The following is a 22101-nucleotide window of genomic DNA, read 5'->3' on the forward strand; positions in this document are numbered from 1 at the left end:
TAAATTCTTACAAATTTACTTGTTTTATAGGAGCTAGATGGAATTATTTAAGGAAACATCTTTATCAGTAGATTAAGATGGGCTATAATGCTAGGCTCGTACCTCACCAAGCATTATATGCCAAGGAAACACCTACTCATATTTATTCGGAGGTGTAAGCGATTCGCACCAAATATAAAATTTGGGCTCTCTGCTTAACAAAATAATATTTGAATATTTATAATAAAAATATAATAGGGGGATTAGTATGGTAAGAGCACTAGCTATGATATCTGGAGGTCTGGATAGTATATTAGCAGCAAGGTTAATAAAAGAGCAAGGAATTGAAGTAATAGGTATTTGTTTTAGATCATACTTTTTTAATGAAGAAAATGCAAAAAGAATGACAAAACAAATTGGAATAAGGTTGGAAGTAGTTGACTTTTCAAAAGAACACTTTGAAATGGTTAAGAATCCTAGTCATGGATGGGGAAAAAATATGAACCCATGCATAGATTGCCATTCTATGATGATGAGATATTCAGGTGAATTATTAGAAAAATTTAATGCAGATTTTATAATTACTGGTGAAGTATTGAATCAAAGACCAATGTCACAAAATAAATCAGCATTAAATATTGTAAAGAAACAATCAGGATTTAGTGAAAAGATTTTAAGACCACTTTGTGCTAAGAATTTAGATCCAACACCTATGGAAGTGAATGGACTTGTAGATAGAGAAATGTTATTAGATATTTCAGGGAGAAGCAGAAAAGTACAAATGGAACTAGCAGATAAGTGGGGAATAAAAGATTATCCTTCACCAGCTGGTGGATGCAAACTTACGGATCCAAATTACTCTATACGATTAAAGGAATTAGTGGAAAGAAAAGAAAATGTTACAGAAAAAGATATACATTTATTGAAATACGGAAGACATTTCATAACAGATGATAAAACCAAAATAATAGTTACTAGAACTGCTGAAGAAGGTGAAAGCATAAAAGTTTTATTAAATAAGAATGATCTTATGTTTTTAACTAGCAAATATAATGGAGCAATGGTAATAATTCCAGAAGGGAATAATCCTACAGAAAATGATATTATAATAGCTTGTAGAATGGCAGTTAGATATAGTAAAGGAAAAGATGAGGAAAGCGTAGAGGTAAAATTTGGACGAGTATCTACTAACTTTTCTGATAAAAGATTAGTAGACTGCATAACTCAAGAAGAACTTGATAAATATAATATTAACTAGATACAAATAATTTGTAGTATACATTGATATAATAAAACGGAGGAAATAAATGAAGAAAAAGGCGGTTATTACGATAAAAAGTAATACTTTAGAAAATGATGATGATTTGGTAGAAGTTGTAAGTGTTGGAGAGTTTGAAAAAATTGATGATGGATTTGTTGTTAAATATGATGAAACGGAAATTTCTGGAATGGATGGCACAGAAACAACTATGATCATAAAGGAAGATTCCTTTGATTTGATAAGAGAAGGAACTACAGAAACAAAAATGGAATTTAAGAAAAATAAAGAAAATATAGTATTATATAAGACTCCATATGGTATTATGAATATTAAGACATATACTAAGGGATTATATATAGATGTAAATGAATGCGGTGGGACTGTAGAGCTTGCTTATACACTAATACTAGAAGAAGAACAAGTCGTAAAAACAAATTTATTTGTTAATATTGTTGCTGAGAACAATTAAAATGTACATACTTTAGGAATAAAACTATTAGGATGTTACTTTAATAATATTCTATAGTTTTATTTTTTATTATTTAGAAAATTATTTGCCTGCCAAAGTTTTTTTCATGTAATCTCTAAAAGGCAGATGAGAAAAATAGACGGCTATGTGGAAACTTTTTATAAAATTTATTTTATTGTAGATGAATATATGTTTTATGAATATGTAGTAATAAAGTAGCATTAACGAATTTTTATATAAGAATCATATGATTAAAAATGAGATTAATGGACACAATTCCAAGTAGGAGTTGATCGGATAATGAGAGATATGAGATATTTAAGAATTTTGCAAATGATATGTAAGTATTATGATATTGAAGAGAAAGAATTTCTAGATCTATTAAAGGGTAAAGAAAATAAATATCTTTTACTATTGCTGCTAAAAAATAATAATTGTTTTGATATTAATACAATAAAGGAACTTTTTAATTTAAAAACATCGCGAACAGTAAATAATAATTTAAAACAAGCTGAGGAAAAATTATTAATTAATAGAAATTTTAGAGAAAAGTATTTTGCTCTTGAAAATCATATAAATAATGATGAAATGATTAATTTATAAAAAAGACTAGATATTAAGACAAGAATGTGATAAGATATTACCTATGTTATAAAACAGCACAAATAACCCATAGATATTATGGGGTAATTTGTATTATACCATTAAAAGTTATGAAAGTAAAGATTAAAATAAAAAAATATATAATATGGGAGGACAAAATGAGTAATACGAAGTACGTTTTTGTTACAGGTGGCGTTGTATCGGGGCTAGGTAAAGGAATAACAGCAGCATCTCTTGGAAGATTATTGAAAAATAGAGGCTTGAAAATTTCAATTCAAAAATTTGATCCATATTTAAATGTAGATCCAGGCACAATGAGTCCATACCAACATGGAGAAGTTTTTGTAACTGATGATGGAGCAGAAACTGATTTGGACTTAGGACATTATGAAAGATTTGTTGATGAGAACTTAAGCAGAAATTCAAATGTTACAACAGGTAGAATATATAGTGCAGTTATAGAAAAAGAAAGAAGAGGAGAATACCTTGGAGGGACAGTACAAGTAATCCCTCATATAACTAATGAAATAAAAGATAAAGTATATCAAGTAGCAAAAGAAATAGACGTTGATGTAGTTATCACTGAAATAGGAGGAACAGTTGGTGATATCGAATCACAGCCATTCTTAGAAGCTATAAGACAAATTAAGAGTGAAGTTGGAGCTGAAAATGTTTGTTATATTCATGTTACTTTAGTTCCTTATCTTAGAAAAGGTGGAGAAATAAAAACTAAACCAACTCAACACTCAGTAAAAGAATTAAGAACAATCGGTATTCAACCAGATATAATTGTATGTAGAACAGAAAAGGAATTATCCGATGATATTAAAGCCAAGATCGGTTTATTCTGTAACATAGAAGGAAGATCAGTAATTCAAAATCTTGATGCAGATCATCTTTATGAAGTACCATTAATGTTACATGATGAAGGCTTAGATAATCTAGTATGTGAAAAATTACATTTAGGATGTAAGGATATAGATAATTCAGAATGGGTTAAAATGGTACATAAAATAAAGAATCTAAAAGATGAAGTTGAAATAGCTTTAGTAGGAAAATATGTTGAGTTACATGATGCATATTTATCTGTAGTGGAAGCGTTAAGTCATGGTGGATATGCTAATAATGCAAAAGTTAAAATTAGATGGGTTAATGCTGAAGAAGTAGAAACTGGTGATGTTAATGAACTACTTAAAGGTGTAGACGGAATTTTAGTTCCAGGTGGATTCGGAGACAGAGGAATAGAAGGAAAAATTTCAGCTATAAAATATGCAAGAGAAAATAAAATTCCATTTCTAGGAATATGTTTAGGAATGCAGTGTGCAGTCATAGAATATTCTAGAAATGTATTAAGATTTGAAGATGCAAATAGTTCAGAAATAAATCCAAATACAAAATATCCTGTAATTGATATTATGAACGACCAAAAAGACATCGAAAATTTAGGTGGAACAATGAGATTAGGTCAATATCCATGTAAATTAGTAGAAAATAGTAACTCTTATGAAGTTTATAAAAAAGACGAAATAAATGAAAGACATAGACATAGATACGAATTTAATAATGAATATAGAAAACAAATTGAAGAAGCAGGAATGAGAATCGTTGGAACTAGTCCAGATAACAGATTAGTAGAAATTGTTGAAGTACCAGAACATCCATGGTATGTAGCTGCTCAATTCCATCCAGAATTAAAATCAAGACCAAATAAACCACATCCATTATTTATTGGATTCATTAATGCAGCTGTTAATGAAAACAAGTCAAAATAAATTGTATTCTTTTAAAGTTTAATATATAATAAATTCTATCGATATTAGACAAAAAATTATATTTTAACTGGTAAGACATTTATGTTTTACTGGTTAAAATATATAATTATCTTAAATATCATTTTAATATCTAATATTATTTCTTTAATTCTCTTAGTTTCCAAGTATCAATATGTGATTTAGTTTAAAAACTTAATAAATAATAATTAAAGATAATATAGTTATAATTTTTATAAATATATTATCTAAATAGATTTTGTAGAAAATTCTATAAATTTGGAGGTGCAATTTTGACCAAACAAGATTATGAAAAGATGACTTTAACAAAGTTAAAAGAAGTAGCAAAGGAAATTGGTATAAAAAATATATCAAAATTTAAAAAAGACGATTTAATAGAAGAAATATTAAAAGTTTCACCTAATTCTATTGAAAAAGAAGGTGTTGTCTTGAGAGAGAGTATATCACCTAAACCTACTACGATAAGTACGGAAAATGTAGAGATTAAAAATAGTTCTAATTCATACAACAAGGAAAAAAGAATAGTAGAAAATATAAAAAATAGCAGAGAAGATATAAAGAGAGATTCTGACCAAGAAGAGAAGAAAGAGAGAGTAAAGGAAAGAATTAATGAAGCTAGTGTTGTATCCGGCATATTAGAAATACAAGAAAATAATAATTTCGGATTTTTACGCTGCAAGAATTATTTAACAAGCAGTGAAGATGTTTACGTTTCACCATCTCAAATAAGAAGATTTAACTTAAGAACTGGTGATGAAGTTCAAGGAAAAGTTAGAGAAGCTAAGGAAGGTGAAAAATTTAAGGCACTTTTATATGTAGAAAGTGTAAATGGAGAAAATCCAGAAAAAGCCATAGGAAGAAAGAATTTTGAAACTTTAATACCTATATATCCTAAAGAAAGATTAAGATTAGAAACTTCAAATAGTAATGATTTATCTTCAAGATTAATGGATATAATATGCCCAATAGGTAAGGGGCAAAGAGGCTTAATAGTGGCTCCACCTAAAGCAGGAAAGACTACATTGTTAAAAAAGATTGCTCAAAACATATCTAAGAATTATCCAGATATAAAATTAATAGTGTTACTTATTGATGAAAGGCCTGAAGAAGTAACTGATATGATGAGATCTATAAATGGAGATGTGGTATATTCAACTTTTGATGAAGAACCTCAAAATCATGCTAAAGTATCTAGAATGGTATTAGAAAGAGCTAAAAGAATGGTTGAGCAAGGAAAAGATGTAGTTATACTTATGGATAGTATAACTAGATTATCTAGAGCTTACAATTTAACAATAACTCCAACTGGTAGAACATTATCTGGTGGTTTAGATCCTGGTGCATTAATAATGCCAAAGAAATTCTTCGGTGCAGCAAGAAACATTGAAGAAGGCGGAAGCTTAACAATTCTTGCAACTGCACTTGTGGAAACAGGTTCAAGAATGGATGATATGATTTTTGAAGAGTTTAAAGGAACTGGTAATATGGAAGTTCATTTAGATAGAAGACTTCAAGAAAGAAGAATATTCCCAGCAATTGATATTTATAAATCTGGTACAAGAAAAGAAGATTTAATATTATCTAAAGAAGAACAAGAAGTGTCATTTGCTATAAGAAGAAACATGTATAATGATGGAAACGTAGATGATATAACAGAAAATCTTATAAACATGCTTTCTAAAACAAAGAATAATAGTGAATTTATAAATACTTTTTCAAAAAAATAATATTAAGTAAAATATTAATAAAATGCAGTATACTAGAATTTCTAAAATTAGTATACTGCATTTTTATTAATGAAATGTACTGAAATAAATAAGATATCATAATTCATTAATAAGGTTTTCACCTATTTCAACTATCTTTTTTGTAGAATATGTTGAGGACAGAGATTGGAGCTTTGATTTTATGTCTAATAAAATAGCTTTATTGTCTATTAGACGATTAACTACTTCATTAATATCATTAATATCTGATAATAAAATTGAATAACCTTCATTAACAAGAAAATCTATATTTTCTTGTTCTTGACCAGGTATTGCAAAAGGGATAACTAATGGAGTGTTTTTAACTATAGATTCAGTTACAGTTAATCCACCTGGCTTAGAAATTATAATATCGCAATAATCCATAAGGTATGAAACATCTTTAGTAAATCCCAAAATGTGTAATTTTTTATTTTCAAAATTATTATCATTACAATAATTAAGTAATTTATCTCGAAGCTTTGTGTTTTTTCCACAAACTACAGTTATTCTAAGTCTATTCTTATTCTTTAGAAGCTCTTTTAAAACTATAGAAATAGAATTAAGCCCAAGGCTACCGCTCATAAGTAATAAATTAAAATATTCATCCTTAAGCTCATTAGCTTCAGTTATTTCAGTATAAAATTTTTGACTTATAGGAATACCTATAGGATAGATCCTTTCAGGAGATATTCCTTTATTAATTAAAGTTTTCTTCGTAAATTCACTTCCTGTAATATATGCATCTACATAATTGCTTACATATGTATAATGAGCATTAAAATCTGTAACTATTAGGATATAAGGTGCTTTTAGCCCCTTTTTTTTACAGTTTTCAAGTACGTTTATACTAAAAGCATGACTTGCAACTATTAAATCAGGCTGAATATCATTTAAAACCTTAACAACTTTTTTACTATTTAAGTAGAAAGGAATTTTTAATAACTTATTAGTAAATTTTTGATTAGATATTTTATAAAAAAAACCATATAGCTTTGGAAATTTGGCAGCCAAAAACTCATAGCCTAGAACAATAATATCATTAAGTAAAGTGCTATTTTTGGCTAAAAAATCATATTTCATAGTTTCATAGCCACAAGCTTTAAAAGATTCTTCAACAGAAGAAGCCGCCTGGTTATGGCCTTGCCCGGTTGATGTTGTTAATATCAGTACTTTTTTCATCTAAATATATTCATCTCCAATACAATATACTATATAGTTTATCACTTTTACTATATTAATTAAATCTTTACTTATATTCAATAGATAAAATAATATTATTACATAGAATTAAGATAAATTTAATATTTTTAAAAGGAAAGATATGTTTACAAAAAATGCTATATAAAATATAATAAAGGTGTACTATTATCTGTAGTACACCTTTATTATATTTTATGTAGTAAAACTATTTTACATAAATTTATTTTAGCATGTTTTAACGTTGAGAAGGGGGATGTAGGGTGAAAAAAAGTAGACTAAAAATATTAAAAGTAATAATAATTTGTATGGTAGTTATAATGAACTTATCTTCAATTTTAGTTTATGCAGATGAAAAGGATAGTATAACGATTAATGTCAAATATGGAATTGAAGGAAAATATAAAAATAATTATGAATTACCAGTTAATGTAGAGATAGAGAATAAAGGTGAAAATATAAATGGACAAGTAGAAGTGCGTGTTCAGACTAATGTTTATGATACATATGATGCATTTGTATGTGATGTTAATATTGACTCTAATGAGAAGAAAACGGTAACTATACCTATAAATTTGTATGAAAACAGCTCAAAGATATCAGTTGCATTAAAAAGTGGGAATAATATTATTAAAGAAAAGACCATCATTGTAGGTAGTGGAAGAATAGATGAATATAGTTTATTTAGTGGAATACTAACAGACGATATAAATGGTATCAATTTAAGAACTTTGAGTTTTAATGTAGATGGAAGAAGATTTGGAGGAGATGTCAAAAGTGTAAATGTAGGTTTAAATATTGACATGCTCTCAGAAAGCTATAAATCTATTTCTGCCTTGGATATGATTATTATTAATAATTATGATCTTTCAAAATTTACTGATAAACATTATAAGAATTTAATGGAATGGGTAAGCAATGGAGGAATACTAGTTATCGGAACTGGAGAAAATTCAGCAAAGACAATAAAAGAGAATAACCTTGGTATATCATATAGTGGCACAAAAGATTTAAATGGATATACATTAGCAAATTTGGAAATAAAGGATGCAACTGTTGCTCTAGAAAAAGATGGAGAAAATTTGATTTATGAATTAGACAATGAAAAGGGACATATTTATGTTGCAGCTTTTGATTTAGCTAATCAAAATATATCGAATGAAGATTATATTGAATACTTTTGGAAAGAGCATATAGGAAAGAACTTTGTTAATAAAGTAGACAGATTATATGGATATTCGAATTCTAATTATTCTCCATATGAAATTACAAATCTACTTAATAATATCCCAATTGATAAAGAAATCAATATAGGATCTATAGTTGGTATATTTGTTTGTTACTGCTTAATTACAGGAATATTAGTTTACTTTATTATGAAGAAACTTGGAAAAAGAGAATTGCTATGGGGTATAATTCCAATAATATCAATATTATTTTCAATAATGTTATTTGCTATTGGAACAAATACTAGAATTAAAGATGTAGCATTAAATCAAGTAAACTTTATTTTAAATGATGGATCTAAGGAAAGTACTGTAAAAGGGTATATTGGAGTTGCATTAAAAAATAGGGGAAACTTAATAGTTAAAGAACCTGATAATGTGCTTTTAAAAATATTAAATGAAGAGAATTATTACAGAAATAATTCTCAGAGTGAATTCAAAAAATTAGGAAGTAAAACTGTTTATAAAGAAAGTAATTCATATTATGAATTTGAAAATTTATCTTCTTTAAAAATGAAAAAATTCACTGTATCTAACCATGAACAGATAGTTCCTAGTCTTGATACTAATTTAAAATATGAGTCTAATGTATTAAATGGAAACATAAAAAATACTTTAGGAAATGATATAGAAAAATTATTAGTTGTATCTTCTAATAGTGTATGGGATATTGGTAAAATTAAAGCAGGTGAAGAAAAAAATATAGATATAAAACCTACTAGTTCTTTAGGGCTTAGTGAGTATTCAAATAAATTAATGGATGATTATTATAACTCATATAGGAATAATAAAAGTAAAGGTGATAAAGAAAAATATAAGGATATTATAAGAATACAAAATGCAATATCATCTTTAGCACAAATAGAGAGTAATGGTCTTGGGACAACATATATAATTGCTATAACAAATATGCCTGTAGATTATGGATTTAATTTTGATAATAGATCTGTGTCAAAATATGATACTACAGTAATGACTCAAAAAGTGAATATTGATTTTACAGATAAAGATGGAATTTTGAATTATCCTATGGGATATTTTAAACCAGTAGTATTAAGTTCCTCAGCTTATATATATGCAGATGATTATTACAATGAAATAAACGGGCAAGGAGATGTAACATTTAAGTATGAGGTCGGAAGCGATTTAGATATATTAAATATTACAATTGGCAATTTAAATAAACAATATCAATCTAGTGGAAATCAAAAAATATTCATTTATAACAATGAAAGTGAAAAATATGAGACTATAGATGTTAAGGCTAAAGGTAATGACCTAACTAATCCAAAAGCTTACATTAAGGATGGAATTGTAAAAGTTCAAGTAACCCTTGAAGAAGATGGATATACTCAAATACCACAAATATCTGTAAAAGGGAGGGCTAAATAATGTTGATAATTAAAGAGCTAGAAAAAAAATATGGAAAGTTTAAAGCCCTTAACAATTTAAATTTAGAAATAAATGAAGGTGAGATATTTGGATTTATAGGACCAAATGGAGCTGGAAAGAGTACTACAATGAAAATAGTATCAGGATTATTATTACCTGATAGTGGTGAAGTATATGTTGATGAAATAGATGCTATAAAAAATAATAAAAAACTAAAAGAAAAGATAGGCTATATGCCAGATTTTTTTGGTGTTTATGATAACTTGAAATCATATGAATATTTAGAATTTTATGCTTCTATATATGGAATAAGCGGAAAAGATATTAAAAAATTATCAATGGATTTATTAGAGTTAGTTAATTTGGAAAATAAATATGATTCATATGTAGATGGATTATCAAGAGGGATGAAACAAAGATTATGCTTAGCTAGATGTTTAATTCATAATCCAAAGCTCTTGATTTTAGATGAGCCAGCTTCTGGAATGGACCCAAGAGCAAGATTTGAAATGAAAAATATTCTAAAGAATCTTAAGGATATGGGAAAAACAATATTAGTAAGTTCTCATATATTATCTGAGCTTGGTGAAATATGTACTAATTTAGGAATCGTAGAAAATGGACAAATGATTTGCCAAGGTACGGTAGATGAAATAATGGATAGGATATCTGGAACTCATCCAATTGCAATTACTGTATTAAATAAGCAAGAAGATGCTATAAAAATATTAAAAGAAAATACTAATGTGGGGAAGATAGATATAAACGAAAATAAAATAACAGCTGCATTTAATGGTGATGATAATGAATGTTCGGAGCTTCTAAAGAAGTTAGTTATTCAAAACATACCTATAGTATCTTTTAACAGAGAAGCAAGTAGTCTTGAAGATATATTTATTAAGATTACTGAAAAAGAAGAGCTAAAGGAGGAGTCGTAATGAGGATTAATCCGGTTTTAAAAAATGAAATTAAGTTATCAGCCAGAAGTTTTAAATTCACTTTGGTTATATTATTTTATGTTGGAATTTTATCAGCAGCAGGAGTATTGATTTTCTATAATTGTATTAAAAATAATTACTTTGAAGGATTGTATCTTGAATCTATAGTATATTTCTATATCGGAATGGCCATTATACAAGCTATATTATTAATGTTTATAGTACCTTCATTAACATCAACAGCAATATGTGCAGAACGTGAGAAGCAGACCTTGGAAGTATTACTGTCAACTAAGATGAGTGCTTTATCAATAGTAGTTGGAAAGTTACTTTCATCAATAAGCAGAGTAGTATTGTTGGTAATCTGTACTATTCCAATTTACTCAATTACGTTTTTAATTGGTGGAATAAACTTGGGTAATGTAGTTGAATTAAGCTTGTTTTTTATAGTTGTTACAATATTTGTTGGTGCTGTAGGAGTATTTATTTCTACAGTTGTAAAAACTTCAAGAGCTGCCACTGCAATATCATATGGAGCGGTTTTATTAATATTTATTGGAATAACTGTAGGAACATTTATATATATAATATACAGTTCAGAAAAAACGAATTATTCTGCTAATATAAATTTTCCCATTTGGGCATACATAAGTCCGACGTTTGGATTTATAAGTTTGTTAGGAAAGCAGCTTGGATTTGAGGGGATAGTGAATTCTATTTATTATCTTGATAATGCTAATCTATCAAGTTTTGAATATGGGTATTTAATCTCAATGGGAATACAAATAGTTATTAGTGTATTGTTAGTGTTAATTTCAGCTTATAAATTAAATCCACTTCATAAAGGAAGATATAAAAGAAAGAAATAAGGGTGTATTTTATGAAGAGTTTAGATAATAAAATTTTAAACTTTGTAAATAAGGTTTCTAGAAGGATAAAATTAAATTTTTTATTAGATAGATTACTAATGGGGCTTAATGCCTCATTAGCTTTAATTTTAATCATTTTAATAGCATCATCAATAATAACTTTTGAATATTCTTATGAGTTATCATTTATAGCACTAATATTAATAATTGCTATAAGCATAGTTGTCGGAATAATGAAAGGACCCAATAAAAATCAGATATCATTAATAGTTGATTCAAAAGGATTAGATGAAAGAGTTACAACATCTCTAGAATTTATTAATGATGAGAGTGAAATTGCGATAGCACAGAAAAAAGATACCTTAGATAAAATTAGAGACTTTAATATAAAAGAAAAGCTGCCTATAAGAATTAGGAAGCAAGAGATGCTTAGGTTTATAGGTCTTATTATAGCATGCTTAATAGTTATAGCGATTCCTACAAATGCAAAAAAGGAAGCATCAAAGTTAAGAAACTTTAGAAAAATAAAAAATGAAACAATAGAGAAAATAGAAAAGGAAGAGGAAAAAGCATTAAAGGTTAATGATTTAACTGAAGAAGAAAAAAAGAAATTAAAGAAGATGTTAGAAGATACCAAAAAAGAAATTAAAGATTTAAATAAGAGCGATAGCCTTAGTAAACTGATGAATAGGTTGGACAAAAAAATTGAGGGATTAAAAGATGCGGCAAAGTCGGAAAAAGGGAAAAAATTAATAGAAGATATAAAGAAAAATATCATTAATGAGCAAAAAACTAAAGTAACTAATGAGGCGCTAAAAAATCTAAATGAAATTAATAAAAGCTTAAAAAATAGTGACAAAGGAAAAGAAATATTAGAAGCAATGGAATCGGGAAATAAAAATGCATTGGAAACAAAATTGAAGGAATTAAATGATTCTTTAAATAGCTTGAGTGATTCTGAAAAAAGTAAGCTTTCAAACGCACTTTTAGAAGCTGCATCAAATTTAACAGATGAAGATTTAAAGAACTTACTTGAACAAGCAGCAGAAAATATTTTAGATGGGCAATTAGATTCATCAGAAGAATTAGCTAGTGCATTAGCAGAACTATCACAAAGTGCAACTGGAGTAGATCCTTCTTCTAGTGTGAGTGCTAATGGTAGTTCATCAAATAATTCCAATAATGGAAGTGGCTCTGAATCAGGGCAAGGTAATGGAAAAGGTAGCGGAAGCGGTTCAGGAGCAGGTAGCGGATCTGGTAATGGCAATGGGACTGGAATTGGTGCAGGATCTGGTAATGGAGGTGGATGGAATACTGGAAGCAAAAATGGAGTAGAGAATATGGAAGTACCTAATAGTGGAGAAGAAGTTTTTATTCCAGGAAGAAAAGATGGAAATGATGAAAATTTAACTGGAGATAAAAATAAAGGCGGATCTACACAAAGTATCGAAACCCAAAGTGGATTAAACTTAGATGGGCAAAAGGTTCAGTATGATAGCATAATCGGAGACTATAGTAAGCAGGAAATAGAATCAATGGATAAATCAACTATTCCACCAAGTTTACAGGATGTAGTTAAGAACTATTTTAGTGAATTAGAGTAAGGATAAGGAGAATAAATAATGAGCATAAATGAAGAAATGATTAAGGAAGTGGCTTCAAAGCTTGAACTATGCAGAAATGAAATTGCAAAAGGCATAATTGGACAAGAAGAGATAGTAAATACAGTATTAATTGCTATTTTTTCAGGCGGAAATGTTTTATTAGAAGGTATGCCTGGACTTGGAAAAACTCAGCTTGTTAAAACAATTGGAAAAGTATTAAATTTAAAATTTTCAAGAATACAATTTACACCTGACTTAATGCCAGCGGATGTTGTTGGAACAAATCTAATTGTTAAAGAAAATGATATGACTAAGTTTAAATTTGAAAAGGGTCCTGTATTCACTAATTTACTCTTAGCAGATGAAATAAACAGGGCAACACCAAAGACTCAATCAGCTTTATTAGAGGCTATGGGAGAAAAATGTGTTACAGTTGGAAAAGAAACATATGAGCTACCAAAACCGTTTATGGTTCTAGCAACACAAAATCCAATTGAACAAGAAGGCACATATCCACTTCCAGAAGCACAACTTGATAGATTTCAATTTAAAGTTAAAGTAGAATTTCCTAAATTAGATGAGCTTAAAAAAATAATGGATTTAACATTATCTAATGAATCTATAGAGATAAATTCAATTTTAAGTGATGATGAAATCATAAAAATAAGAGAAATAATATCACAAGTTCCAATGGCAGAACCAGTAAAGGAATATGCTCTGAAATTAATACTTGCAACTCATCCAGAAGTCGATGAAGGACATCCAATTGTAAAAAAATATGTTGAAGCAGGTGTGAGTCCAAGAGCAGCTCAAGGATTATTTAGTGGTGCAAAAGTAAGAGCAATAATGAAGGGAAGACTTAATGTATCTTTTGATGATATTAAGGAAATTGCTTATCCAATATTAAGACATAGGATAATATTAAATTTTGAAGCTATTACTGAAGGAATAAATGAAGAATTTATAATTGATAAAATTTTAGAAGATTTACAAATATAGAAGTGAAATTTAAAAAAGTTGTAGTTTAAATAATAGATGCAAATTGAAATAAAAATAATGCTTAAAAATATTGCATAATATTTTGGAATAAAGTAAAATGTCCAGAATTTAAGAATTTAAGAATTTAAGAATTTAAGAATTTAAGAATTTAAGAATTTATATTCTTAAGAATTTGCTTATTTTATGGGGATTAGAAGGAATTATTATAAAGGAAACACCTACTCATATACATTCGTAGGTGTAAGCGATTCGCACCAAATGCAAGATTTGGGCTCTCTGCTTAAGGAAACATCTTCATCGGTAGATGAAGATGGGCTATACTGCTAGGCTCATACCTCACCAAGCATTATATTCAGAGGAGTTTTAATTATGGAGAATAGTGAAATATTACTTTCAAATTTACATAAAGTGCATACTACTAAAATGGGTATTGATAGAATAAAAGAGAATCTTAATTTAGATATAGATGATGTTGTTGAATGGTGTAAAACTAAAATTAAGGATTCTAATTGTTCTGTATCGCGAAAGGGAAAGAATTGGTATGCTGTTATTGATAGTTGCATAATAACAGTTAATGCTTATAGTTACACAATTATTACTGCTCATAAAGTAAAAAAATAAAAATGTGAATAGATAGTAGTTCTATAAGCAAGTCACATTAATATTGGAAAGGACTAATTAGGTTCAACAATTATGGAAGAAAGAATTTTTGATGAAGATTTTTTTGCAAGGCTAAATAAAATAAATTTAAATATAAATCTAAGATTGTCAAATGGAATGCAAGGTGGAAGAAAATCTAAAGCAAAGGGAGCATCAGTTGAGTTCTCAGATTTTAGGGAGTATACATATGGAGATGATTTTAGGCGAATAGATTGGAATGCTTATGGAAGATTTGATAAGCTGTTTATAAAAATATTCATGGAAGAAAGAGAAGGAATATTTAATTTATTTTTAGATAAAAGCAAATCTATGGATTTTGGAAAGAAAAGTAAGAAGAAAACTGCGCTTCAAGTATTAGGTGCTTTATCTTATATAGCAATGAATAATCTAGATAGAGTTTATATTAATATAGCCAGTGAAGAAAATTTATCATTACTGCCAAGCTCAAATGGGAAAAAAGGATTTCAGATGCTTTTAAAAGAACTCGAAAAAATTGAGTTTAGCGGAAAAACAGAACTTTCAAAGGCGATTTGTAAAAGAAAAATTAACAATAAGGGTGTATCGATTGTAGTTTCAGATTTTTTTAACAATGAAGGCGTTGAATCGTTAGAGGAAGGTATAAAATATTTAGCTTATAAAAAACAGCAGATAGTCTTAATTCAAGTTTTATGTGAAGAGGAGGAAAATCCTTCATTAGAAGAAGAAGTGACATTAATTGATTCTGAAACTAAAGAAAAGATTAAATTAAATCTTAATTATAAAATGATACAAGCTTATAAGGATGAATTAAAAAAATATAATGAGCGATTAGAAAAATTAGTAATGAAATATGGTGGGATTTTAGTTACTGTAAACACAAATAAAAGTATAGAAGAAATAATATTAAATGATTTTGGAAAGAAAAAAATTATATATTAATGAGCGAAAGGATTGGATGAAGTTTGGGGATTACAAATCTGTGGCCCTTAGGATTACTTAGTATAATTCCAGTAGTAATTTTACTTTATATATTAAAAAGAAAATATAAGGAAAAGGAAATATCATCTTCTTTGCTTTGGAAGGAAGCATATAAAAATACACAAGCTAATACTCCTTGGGAAAAATTAAAAGTGAATATTATGATGATTATTCAAATAGCAATATTTTTAATATTAATTTTCTCAGTGATGAAGCCCTTTTTAAAGTTTGGTGGAAAAGAATATAAAAATTTAATTGTTGTTATAGATAATACGGCAAGCATGAGTACTTTATATGAAGATGATAAAAGCAGATTAAACGAAGCTAAAGAACTTTCAAGAGAATATATTAAATCAATAAATTATGATACCAATAACTTCATAATTAAGTATGATGGAAACTCTAAATATGAATCTGTAAGTAGTCTTAATGACATACAACAAGGATATGGTACTGGTGATATTAATGAAATATTGCCTTACATACGTTCAATGGGGGAAGGTCTTGGTGGATACGAAGTTTTAATTATAAGTGATAAAAATATTAATTTGGGAGATATAAACGGAAGAACTATTTCTTTAGCTAACAGTGGAGAAAATGCTGCTATAAGCAATATATCTCATAAAGTTGTAGATAAAGAAATTCAAGTTATAGCTACTATAACTAATACTGGTGAAGAGCATTATAATGGAGATTTTTCGCTATATAATGGTTCACAACTACTAGAAGTAACTTCTTTAGATCTGCCAAAAGGAGAAAGTATAACTTTAAATTATACTTTGGATAATTATGATGGAGATTATATTAAGGGTGAATTATCTAAAAAGGACTTAATAATTGATGATAATGTTTATTATGATGTTATAGAAAATGAAAAAAGTAAAAAAGTTTTATTAGTAACAGAAAAGAATGTATTTTTGGAAAAAGCATTAAATACCATAGAAAATATTGAATTATATAAAACAAACGATATCTCAAATATAACAGATGAAAAGTATGATTTATATATATTTGATAATGTTACTCCAGAAAGTATACCTTCTAGTGGAAATGTGCTATTTGTAAATCCTGATTCTAATGAATTTTTTAGCGTTGAAGATAAAAATAAAGTGGGAGAAGCAGTTGGACAAAAAGATACATTATCTAAATATGTTTCAAATATGAAATTTACAGTCTCAAGTTATAAAAATATCAAAGTACCATACTATGGTAAGGCTTTATTAAATGTCAATGATGATGTTATTGGATTTTTAGGAGAAAACAATGGAAGAAAAATAGCAGCATTAGGATTTGATATTCATAATAGTGATGTTGCACTTAAAAAGGAATTTCCTATTTTTATTTATGAATTAGGAGAGCAATTGATTGAAGGCGGACTTTTATATAAACACAACTATAAATGTGGAGAAGATATTATAGTAAAAGGAACTTCACAAGCAGAAAGTTTAGAGATAACATCGCCAAGTAAAAAAGTAAAAGAAATAATGCCAGGCTCAAATTATAATAACGTAAATGAGATTGGAGTATATAGAGTAATAGAAAAGCAAAGTGGCGAAGAAAAATTAAAAGAAGCATTTTCTATTAATTTTCCATCAGAAAGTGAAAGTAATGTTAGTAGTGAGGCTGTAAGCCAAACAAGCAATTTAGAAAATGAGAGCAAAACTTTACGAAAAGGGTTAAATTTGATGCCACTACTTTTATTATTCGCTTTAATAGGATTAATCACTGAATATATATTGTACTTAAAAGGAAATTAGGTGTCGCTTATGGGAATAGAAATAACAAGAGCATATGCATTAGTATTAATACCGGTGATGTTATTAATTTTTTATTTGATTTCGAAGAAATTGAATGGAGTAGTTAGAAAAGATAAACTTGTATTAATAAGCAGAATATTAATTTTAATTCTTATTATATTAGGAGTTTCTGATATAACCATAAATTTAAAAGGAAAGAATATTGAAACTATATTTTTATTAGATGTCTCAGAAAGTATGAGTGAATTTAAAGATGAAGGGTTGAAATTTATAGATAATTCACTAAAAGAGCAGCCTAATCACAATAAATGTGGAGTAATTTTGTTTGGAGACAATGCATCTGTGGATAAATACATGGACGCTTCTAAAAATTATGAAGAATTTAAATCATCACCGATTACTATAGCAACTAATATTGAAGAAGCGATAAACTCATCTTTTTCTTTGTTTGATAAAAGATCATCAAAAAGACTTATTCTTATAACTGATGGTGAAGAAAATAAAGGTGATATGCTAAAGACAGTCAATTTACTTAAGAAAGAAAATGTAGATTTGAAGGTATACAATGTTGATAATTTTAAAGGTGATGAAGTTTATATTGATAACGTAAGTGTACCTGATAATATTTCAATAGGTGAAGAATTTTCAGTTATTACTAAGATACAATCCAATATTCAGACAAAAGTTAAGCTTACACTATTTTCAGGAAGAGATAAAAAAGGTGAACAAGAGGTAGAAGTACAAAAAGGTGAAAACACATTTGTCTTTAAAGATGTTCAGACTTCAGGTGGATTTAAATCATATAGGGTTTTGATAGAACCTGAAAAAGATAATAATAGCAGAAATAATGAATATAGCTGCTTTACAAATGTAATTTCAAAGCCGAATATTTTAGTAATAGAAGGAACTAAAAATAGTGCTTTAGGTGTAGTAGAAGCGTTAAAAGCAGCCAATAGTGAATTTACAGTAATATCTGGAGAGGCTACACCAAAGACCTTAAATGAAATGCTCCAATATAAAACCATTGTTCTTTGTGATGTTCATATTGATGATTTAGGAATTGGTTTTGTAGATAACATAGAAAATTACGTTAAAGAATATGGCGGAGGATTAGTTACATTTGGTGGAGAAAATTCTTATGCATTGGGTGGATATAAAGATACAAATTTGGAAAAAGTATTACCTGTAAACATGTATAAGAAGGGAAAAAATGAAATACCTAAAATAAGTATAAGCCTTGTAATAGATAAATCAGGAAGTATGAGTTCTGGTGATGGAAGTGTAAGTAAACTAACTTTAGCTAAAGAAGCAGCAATGAAATCATTGGATAATTTAAGGTCAACTGATGAAATAAGTGTTGTGGCATTTGATGATAAATATCAAAGAGTTGTTGATAGACAAAATGTTAATGATAAAGAAGGAATTAAAGAACTTATCTCAGGAATTGGTGAAGGTGGGGGAACATCTATATATCCAGCTTTAAATGAAGCTTATGCAATTCAATCTGAAAGTAATGCTAAAATAAAACACATCATCCTTTTAACTGATGGCCAAGATGGATTTGGATTAAGCAATTATGAAGATTTACTCAATAACATAAATAATGCTGGAATAACACTATCAACAGTTTCTGTTGGAGAAGATGCAGATTCAAATCTTCTTGATGAGTTAGCAGCTGAAGGAAATGGAAGAACTTATCATACAGATAGATTTACTGATATACCTAGAATATTTGCAAAAGAGGTACTATTATCTACAGGAACTTATATTATTAATGAAGAATTTACGCCTAAGCTTGTTAGTAACAATGAAGTGATGAATGGAGTTTTAGATGAAAATTATATTCCATCATTACTTGGATATGTAGGAACATCTAAAAAAGATAAGGCCATAGAAGTTCTATGTTCAAGTCATGATGAGCCTATACTTGCAGTGTGGCAATATGGAATAGGCAAGAGTGCAAGCTGGACTTCTGATATTAATGGTCAGTGGAGTGGAAACTTTTTAACATGGGATAAGGGTGCTCAATTAATAAAGAATATAATTTACTGGACAATAGAAGATCTTAGCAATGAAGGAAAGCTTTCAATTACTCAGGATGGAAATGAGGCAGTTGTAGAATTCTATACCGATTCTGCTAAAAATGGATCCAAAGTAAATGCGGTTTATAATGGTGAAAATAATCAAAGTGGAAAGTTTGAATTAATACAAAAAGAACCAGGAAAGTATGTTGGAAGAGTTGAATTAAAAGACCTTGGATTTTATAACTTTAATGTAAGAGAAGAAAGTGATGGACAAGTGATAAATAATTATAATGGCGCTCTCTCACTTCAATATTCTAATGAATTTAAATTTAATAATAACAAAGAAAAACTAAATACATTGGTAAATGAACTTGATGGAAGATTTATTAATAAGCCTAAAGAAGTGTTTTTAGGAGAAATGAAATCATCAATTAAGCCAGTTAACTTAACAATACCGTTAGTAATTTTAGCAATATTTTTATTTTTATTGGATATAGTTTATAGAAGATTAAATTTAGATTTATGGACATATATTAATAAGATAAATCTCAAAATTAATAAGAATCATACAAATAAGAAAGTAAAAAGGGCTGTAATAGAAAGAGATGTTAAGATAAATGAGAAACAAGATTCTATAAAAACAGATAATAAAGAAAATACTCAAGTTAAACATCAGAAGAGAGCTGAAAAAAATAAGAAAGACAAAACTGAAATACTTGATACATCAGCATTATTAAAAAATAAAAATAAGAGATAAAGCAAAAAAGATTAATGATTTTATATCATTAATCTTTTTTATTTTCAATAAAAAAGTCTTATTTAAGACCAAATCTCTTATTGAATTTGTCAACTCTACCGCCAACATCAACGATTTTTTGCTTACCAGTGAAGAATGGGTGGCATTTAGAGCATATTTCAACTTTAAGTTCTTCTTTAACAGAACCAGTTGTAAAAGTGTTTCCACATGCGCACTTAACCACTGCATCGTGATGGTATTCTGGATGTATGCCTTCTCTCATATTTTTCACCTCTTTCACGAATTCATAACTATTTGATTATAGCACGATAATTATGTAGCGTCAATAAAGCCAAATTCTAAATTTATGTGTAAATTAAATGAAAAAATGTATTTAATGATATAGCCAAGTCATAAAAAAGAATTTAATTTATTAAATTATTGTAATTAATATTAATTAAAGAGAAATCTTGGCTTAAGAGATTATCAGCAACTTCATGAAATAACCAGTTCTCTTTTTTATTATATATAAAATATTTTTATATATAAGTAAGTTTAAGTGTATATTTCATATAGAGCTGATATTATATTTGACTATTGAAGAAATAAATATAATATTTATAAAATATTTACATAAAAACTATAAGAATGATATTATTATACTTAAGATACAGTTTAGGAGGAAACTTATGTGGAAGTTACTTATTGCTGATGATGAACCTAAAATACGAAAAGGAATAAGAAGAATTATTAATTGGGAACAATACGGAATATGTGACATAGTAGAAGCAGAAGATGGTGAACAAGCATTAGAAATAATACAAAATAATAATATTAACATTATGCTATTAGATATTAATATGCCTTTTTTAAATGGAATTCAATTGTTAGAGAAGATACAACAAATAGACTCTAGAATAAGTATTATAATTATAAGTGGGTATGATGAATTTTCTTATGCACAAAAGGCATTAAAATACAATGTTTTGGAGTATATCTTAAAGCCAGTAAATAAGAATGAACTTGAGAATGTTATAAGAAAAGCGTTAGATAAGATTGAAAAAGATCAGAAAGATAAAAATTATTTAGAATGGGCTAATAAGCAACTAGATACAAATTTAGAATACTTTAAAAATACTATTTTTAGTAAATGGTTATCAAATAAATTATCGGACAAAGAAATGCTAGAGGATTTAAATTTTTTAGGAAAACGATTTGATAATAATATTGGAATGATCTTAATAAGTACAATGAACAAAAATTCAGAATCTAGATATAATAAAAAATGGAATGATAGATTGATAGAGTTTGCAATTGAAAATATTGTAAATGAAGATTTTAAAGACATTTCTAATAAGATAATATCTATTGATGATAATGATAATATAATTATTATATTAGAAATAACTGATGTATCAGAATGGATCGCCTATAAAAGAGAATTAAAAAAGAAGATAAATTTATATTTAAAATTTGATGTTATACTTGAACAAAAAAATACAGATGAAGGAATATTGTCAACAAAAGTTATCTATAATGAAATTTTAGAGTGTATAAAGAATAAAAAGAAATATAGCAAATTAGTCTTGCATGTAATCAATTACTTAGAGACGAATTATTATCTTAGTGATATCAATATAAATGATATTGCTAAAAACCTAGAAGTTACCCCATCATATTTAAGTAAGTTATTAAAAAAAGAAACGGGATTATCCTTTGTTGAATATTTAACTGATATAAGAATAAAAAAATCTATAATTCTTATGATGGATACCACAATAAAAATTTATGATGTTGCAGAGTTAGTTGGATATAGCAATCAACATTATTTTTGTAGAGCGTTTAAAAAGATAAAAGGAATATCTCCAACAGAATATAGGAGGAGTTAGATG

At 27.6% G+C, this 22101-nt stretch carries 17 protein-coding genes; 15 read left to right on the top strand and 2 right to left on the bottom strand.

Translation table 11 applies throughout. From position 1 onward, the window contains the following. Positions 1-247 precede the first annotated feature (247 nt). The 5 genes from CNEONATNEC86_RS02525 to rho all read left to right on the top strand — a co-directional run bounded on the left by CNEONATNEC86_RS02525 (position 248) and on the right by rho (position 5829). Positions 248-1237: a DUF814 domain-containing protein gene (locus CNEONATNEC86_RS02525; RefSeq protein WP_058293673.1), complete on the top strand. Its 990-nt coding sequence runs from the start codon at positions 248-250 to the stop codon at positions 1235-1237. Positions 1238-1286: 49 nt separating this feature from the next. Then, positions 1287-1709: a YwiB family protein gene (locus tag CNEONATNEC86_RS02530; RefSeq protein ID WP_058293674.1), complete on the top strand. Its 423-nt coding sequence runs from the start codon at positions 1287-1289 to the stop codon at positions 1707-1709. Positions 1710-2009: 300 nt separating this feature from the next. Beyond that, positions 2010-2312 (top strand): hypothetical protein, encoded by a 303-nt coding sequence (locus CNEONATNEC86_RS02535; RefSeq protein ID WP_058293676.1) that lies wholly within the window; start codon positions 2010-2012, stop codon positions 2310-2312. Positions 2313-2470: 158 nt separating this feature from the next. After that, positions 2471-4084, top strand: a complete 1614-nt coding sequence (locus CNEONATNEC86_RS02540; protein WP_159135472.1) for a CTP synthase — start codon at positions 2471-2473, stop codon at positions 4082-4084. Between the two features lie 290 nt (positions 4085-4374). Beyond that, positions 4375-5829 carry a transcription termination factor Rho gene (rho, locus tag CNEONATNEC86_RS02545; protein ID WP_058293678.1) on the top strand — a complete coding sequence of 485 codons (1455 nt, stop codon included), beginning with the start codon at positions 4375-4377 and terminating at the stop codon, positions 5827-5829. 96 nt (positions 5830-5925) lie between these two features. Here the strand turns inward: rho and CNEONATNEC86_RS02550 are convergent, their stop codons facing one another. Continuing rightward, the gene (locus CNEONATNEC86_RS02550; protein WP_125147983.1) at positions 5926-7029 is read right to left on the bottom strand and encodes an MGDG synthase family glycosyltransferase; all 1104 of its coding nucleotides are present in this window, start codon (positions 7027-7029) and stop codon (positions 5926-5928) included. A gap of 281 nt (positions 7030-7310) precedes the next feature. Here CNEONATNEC86_RS02550 and CNEONATNEC86_RS02555 point away from each other — a divergent pair, with 281 nt between their 5' ends. The 9 genes from CNEONATNEC86_RS02555 to CNEONATNEC86_RS02595 all read left to right on the top strand — a co-directional run bounded on the left by CNEONATNEC86_RS02555 (position 7311) and on the right by CNEONATNEC86_RS02595 (position 20230). Beyond that, complete coding sequence (locus CNEONATNEC86_RS02555) at positions 7311-9665, top strand: hypothetical protein (RefSeq protein WP_159135473.1); 2355 nt, start codon at positions 7311-7313, stop codon at positions 9663-9665. Next, the gene (locus tag CNEONATNEC86_RS02560; RefSeq protein WP_159135474.1) at positions 9665-10603 is read left to right on the top strand and encodes an ABC transporter ATP-binding protein; all 939 of its coding nucleotides are present in this window, start codon (positions 9665-9667) and stop codon (positions 10601-10603) included. The genes CNEONATNEC86_RS02555 and CNEONATNEC86_RS02560 overlap by 1 nt, the downstream gene beginning before the upstream one ends. Continuing rightward, positions 10603-11472 (top strand): ABC transporter permease, encoded by an 870-nt coding sequence (locus CNEONATNEC86_RS02565; RefSeq protein WP_058293682.1) that lies wholly within the window; start codon positions 10603-10605, stop codon positions 11470-11472. The genes CNEONATNEC86_RS02560 and CNEONATNEC86_RS02565 overlap by 1 nt, the downstream gene beginning before the upstream one ends. An 11-nt stretch (positions 11473-11483) precedes the next feature. Beyond that, entirely contained in the window at positions 11484-13076 is a 1593-nt protein-coding gene (locus CNEONATNEC86_RS02570; RefSeq protein WP_141443110.1) for a pectinesterase, read from the top strand. A gap of 18 nt (positions 13077-13094) precedes the next feature. Then, a complete protein-coding gene (locus CNEONATNEC86_RS02575) occupies positions 13095-14075 on the top strand; it encodes an AAA family ATPase (RefSeq protein ID WP_058293684.1) in 981 nt (326 codons plus the stop codon). 369 nt (positions 14076-14444) lie between these two features. After that, positions 14445-14696 carry a DUF3781 domain-containing protein gene (locus CNEONATNEC86_RS02580; protein ID WP_058293685.1) on the top strand — a complete coding sequence of 84 codons (252 nt, stop codon included), beginning with the start codon at positions 14445-14447 and terminating at the stop codon, positions 14694-14696. 72 nt (positions 14697-14768) lie between these two features. After that, a complete protein-coding gene (locus CNEONATNEC86_RS02585; protein ID WP_058293686.1) occupies positions 14769-15653 on the top strand; it encodes a DUF58 domain-containing protein in 885 nt (294 codons plus the stop codon). 23 nt (positions 15654-15676) lie between these two features. Then, complete coding sequence (locus CNEONATNEC86_RS02590) at positions 15677-17449, top strand: BatA domain-containing protein (protein WP_058293687.1); 1773 nt, start codon at positions 15677-15679, stop codon at positions 17447-17449. A 9-nt stretch (positions 17450-17458) separates the two neighbouring features. Continuing rightward, on the top strand, positions 17459-20230 hold the full coding sequence (locus tag CNEONATNEC86_RS02595; RefSeq protein ID WP_058293688.1) for a VWA domain-containing protein: 2772 nt from the start codon (positions 17459-17461) through the stop codon (positions 20228-20230). A 58-nt stretch (positions 20231-20288) separates the two neighbouring features. On the opposite strand, the gene rpmE is transcribed toward CNEONATNEC86_RS02595, so the two are convergent. Beyond that, positions 20289-20492, bottom strand: a complete 204-nt coding sequence (gene rpmE / locus CNEONATNEC86_RS02600; RefSeq protein WP_058293689.1) for a 50S ribosomal protein L31 — start codon at positions 20490-20492, stop codon at positions 20289-20291. A gap of 406 nt (positions 20493-20898) precedes the next feature. On the opposite strand from rpmE, the gene CNEONATNEC86_RS02605 reads away from it, so the two are divergent. After that, positions 20899-22098 carry a response regulator transcription factor gene (locus CNEONATNEC86_RS02605; protein ID WP_058293690.1) on the top strand — a complete coding sequence of 400 codons (1200 nt, stop codon included), beginning with the start codon at positions 20899-20901 and terminating at the stop codon, positions 22096-22098. Positions 22099-22101: the final 3 nt, after the last annotated feature.

The sequence above is a fragment of the Clostridium neonatale genome (assembly GCF_900465025.1).
Classification (GTDB): Bacteria; Bacillota; Clostridia; order Clostridiales; family Clostridiaceae; genus Clostridium; species Clostridium neonatale.

Excerpts from the sequence above, each read along its gene's own strand:
- CNEONATNEC86_RS02525 (WP_058293673.1), top strand. The coding sequence starts at position 248 with ATGGTAAGAGCACTAGCTATGATATCTGGAGGTCTGGATAGTATATTA.
- CNEONATNEC86_RS02530 (WP_058293674.1), top strand. The coding sequence starts at position 1,287 with ATGAAGAAAAAGGCGGTTATTACGATAAAAAGTAATACTTTAGAAAAT.
- CNEONATNEC86_RS02535 (WP_058293676.1), top strand. The coding sequence starts at position 2,010 with ATGAGAGATATGAGATATTTAAGAATTTTGCAAATGATATGTAAGTAT.
- CNEONATNEC86_RS02540 (WP_159135472.1), top strand. The coding sequence starts at position 2,471 with ATGAGTAATACGAAGTACGTTTTTGTTACAGGTGGCGTTGTATCGGGG.
- CNEONATNEC86_RS02550 (WP_125147983.1), bottom strand. The coding sequence starts at position 7,029 with ATGAAAAAAGTACTGATATTAACAACATCAACCGGGCAAGGCCATAAC.
- CNEONATNEC86_RS02560 (WP_159135474.1), top strand. The coding sequence starts at position 9,665 with ATGTTGATAATTAAAGAGCTAGAAAAAAAATATGGAAAGTTTAAAGCC.
- CNEONATNEC86_RS02565 (WP_058293682.1), top strand. The coding sequence starts at position 10,603 with ATGAGGATTAATCCGGTTTTAAAAAATGAAATTAAGTTATCAGCCAGA.
- CNEONATNEC86_RS02570 (WP_141443110.1), top strand. The coding sequence starts at position 11,484 with ATGAAGAGTTTAGATAATAAAATTTTAAACTTTGTAAATAAGGTTTCT.
- CNEONATNEC86_RS02575 (WP_058293684.1), top strand. The coding sequence starts at position 13,095 with ATGAGCATAAATGAAGAAATGATTAAGGAAGTGGCTTCAAAGCTTGAA.
- CNEONATNEC86_RS02580 (WP_058293685.1), top strand. The coding sequence starts at position 14,445 with ATGGAGAATAGTGAAATATTACTTTCAAATTTACATAAAGTGCATACT.
- CNEONATNEC86_RS02585 (WP_058293686.1), top strand. The coding sequence starts at position 14,769 with ATGGAAGAAAGAATTTTTGATGAAGATTTTTTTGCAAGGCTAAATAAA.
- CNEONATNEC86_RS02595 (WP_058293688.1), top strand. The coding sequence starts at position 17,459 with ATGGGAATAGAAATAACAAGAGCATATGCATTAGTATTAATACCGGTG.
- rpmE (WP_058293689.1), bottom strand. The coding sequence starts at position 20,492 with ATGAGAGAAGGCATACATCCAGAATACCATCACGATGCAGTGGTTAAG.
- CNEONATNEC86_RS02605 (WP_058293690.1), top strand. The coding sequence starts at position 20,899 with ATGTGGAAGTTACTTATTGCTGATGATGAACCTAAAATACGAAAAGGA.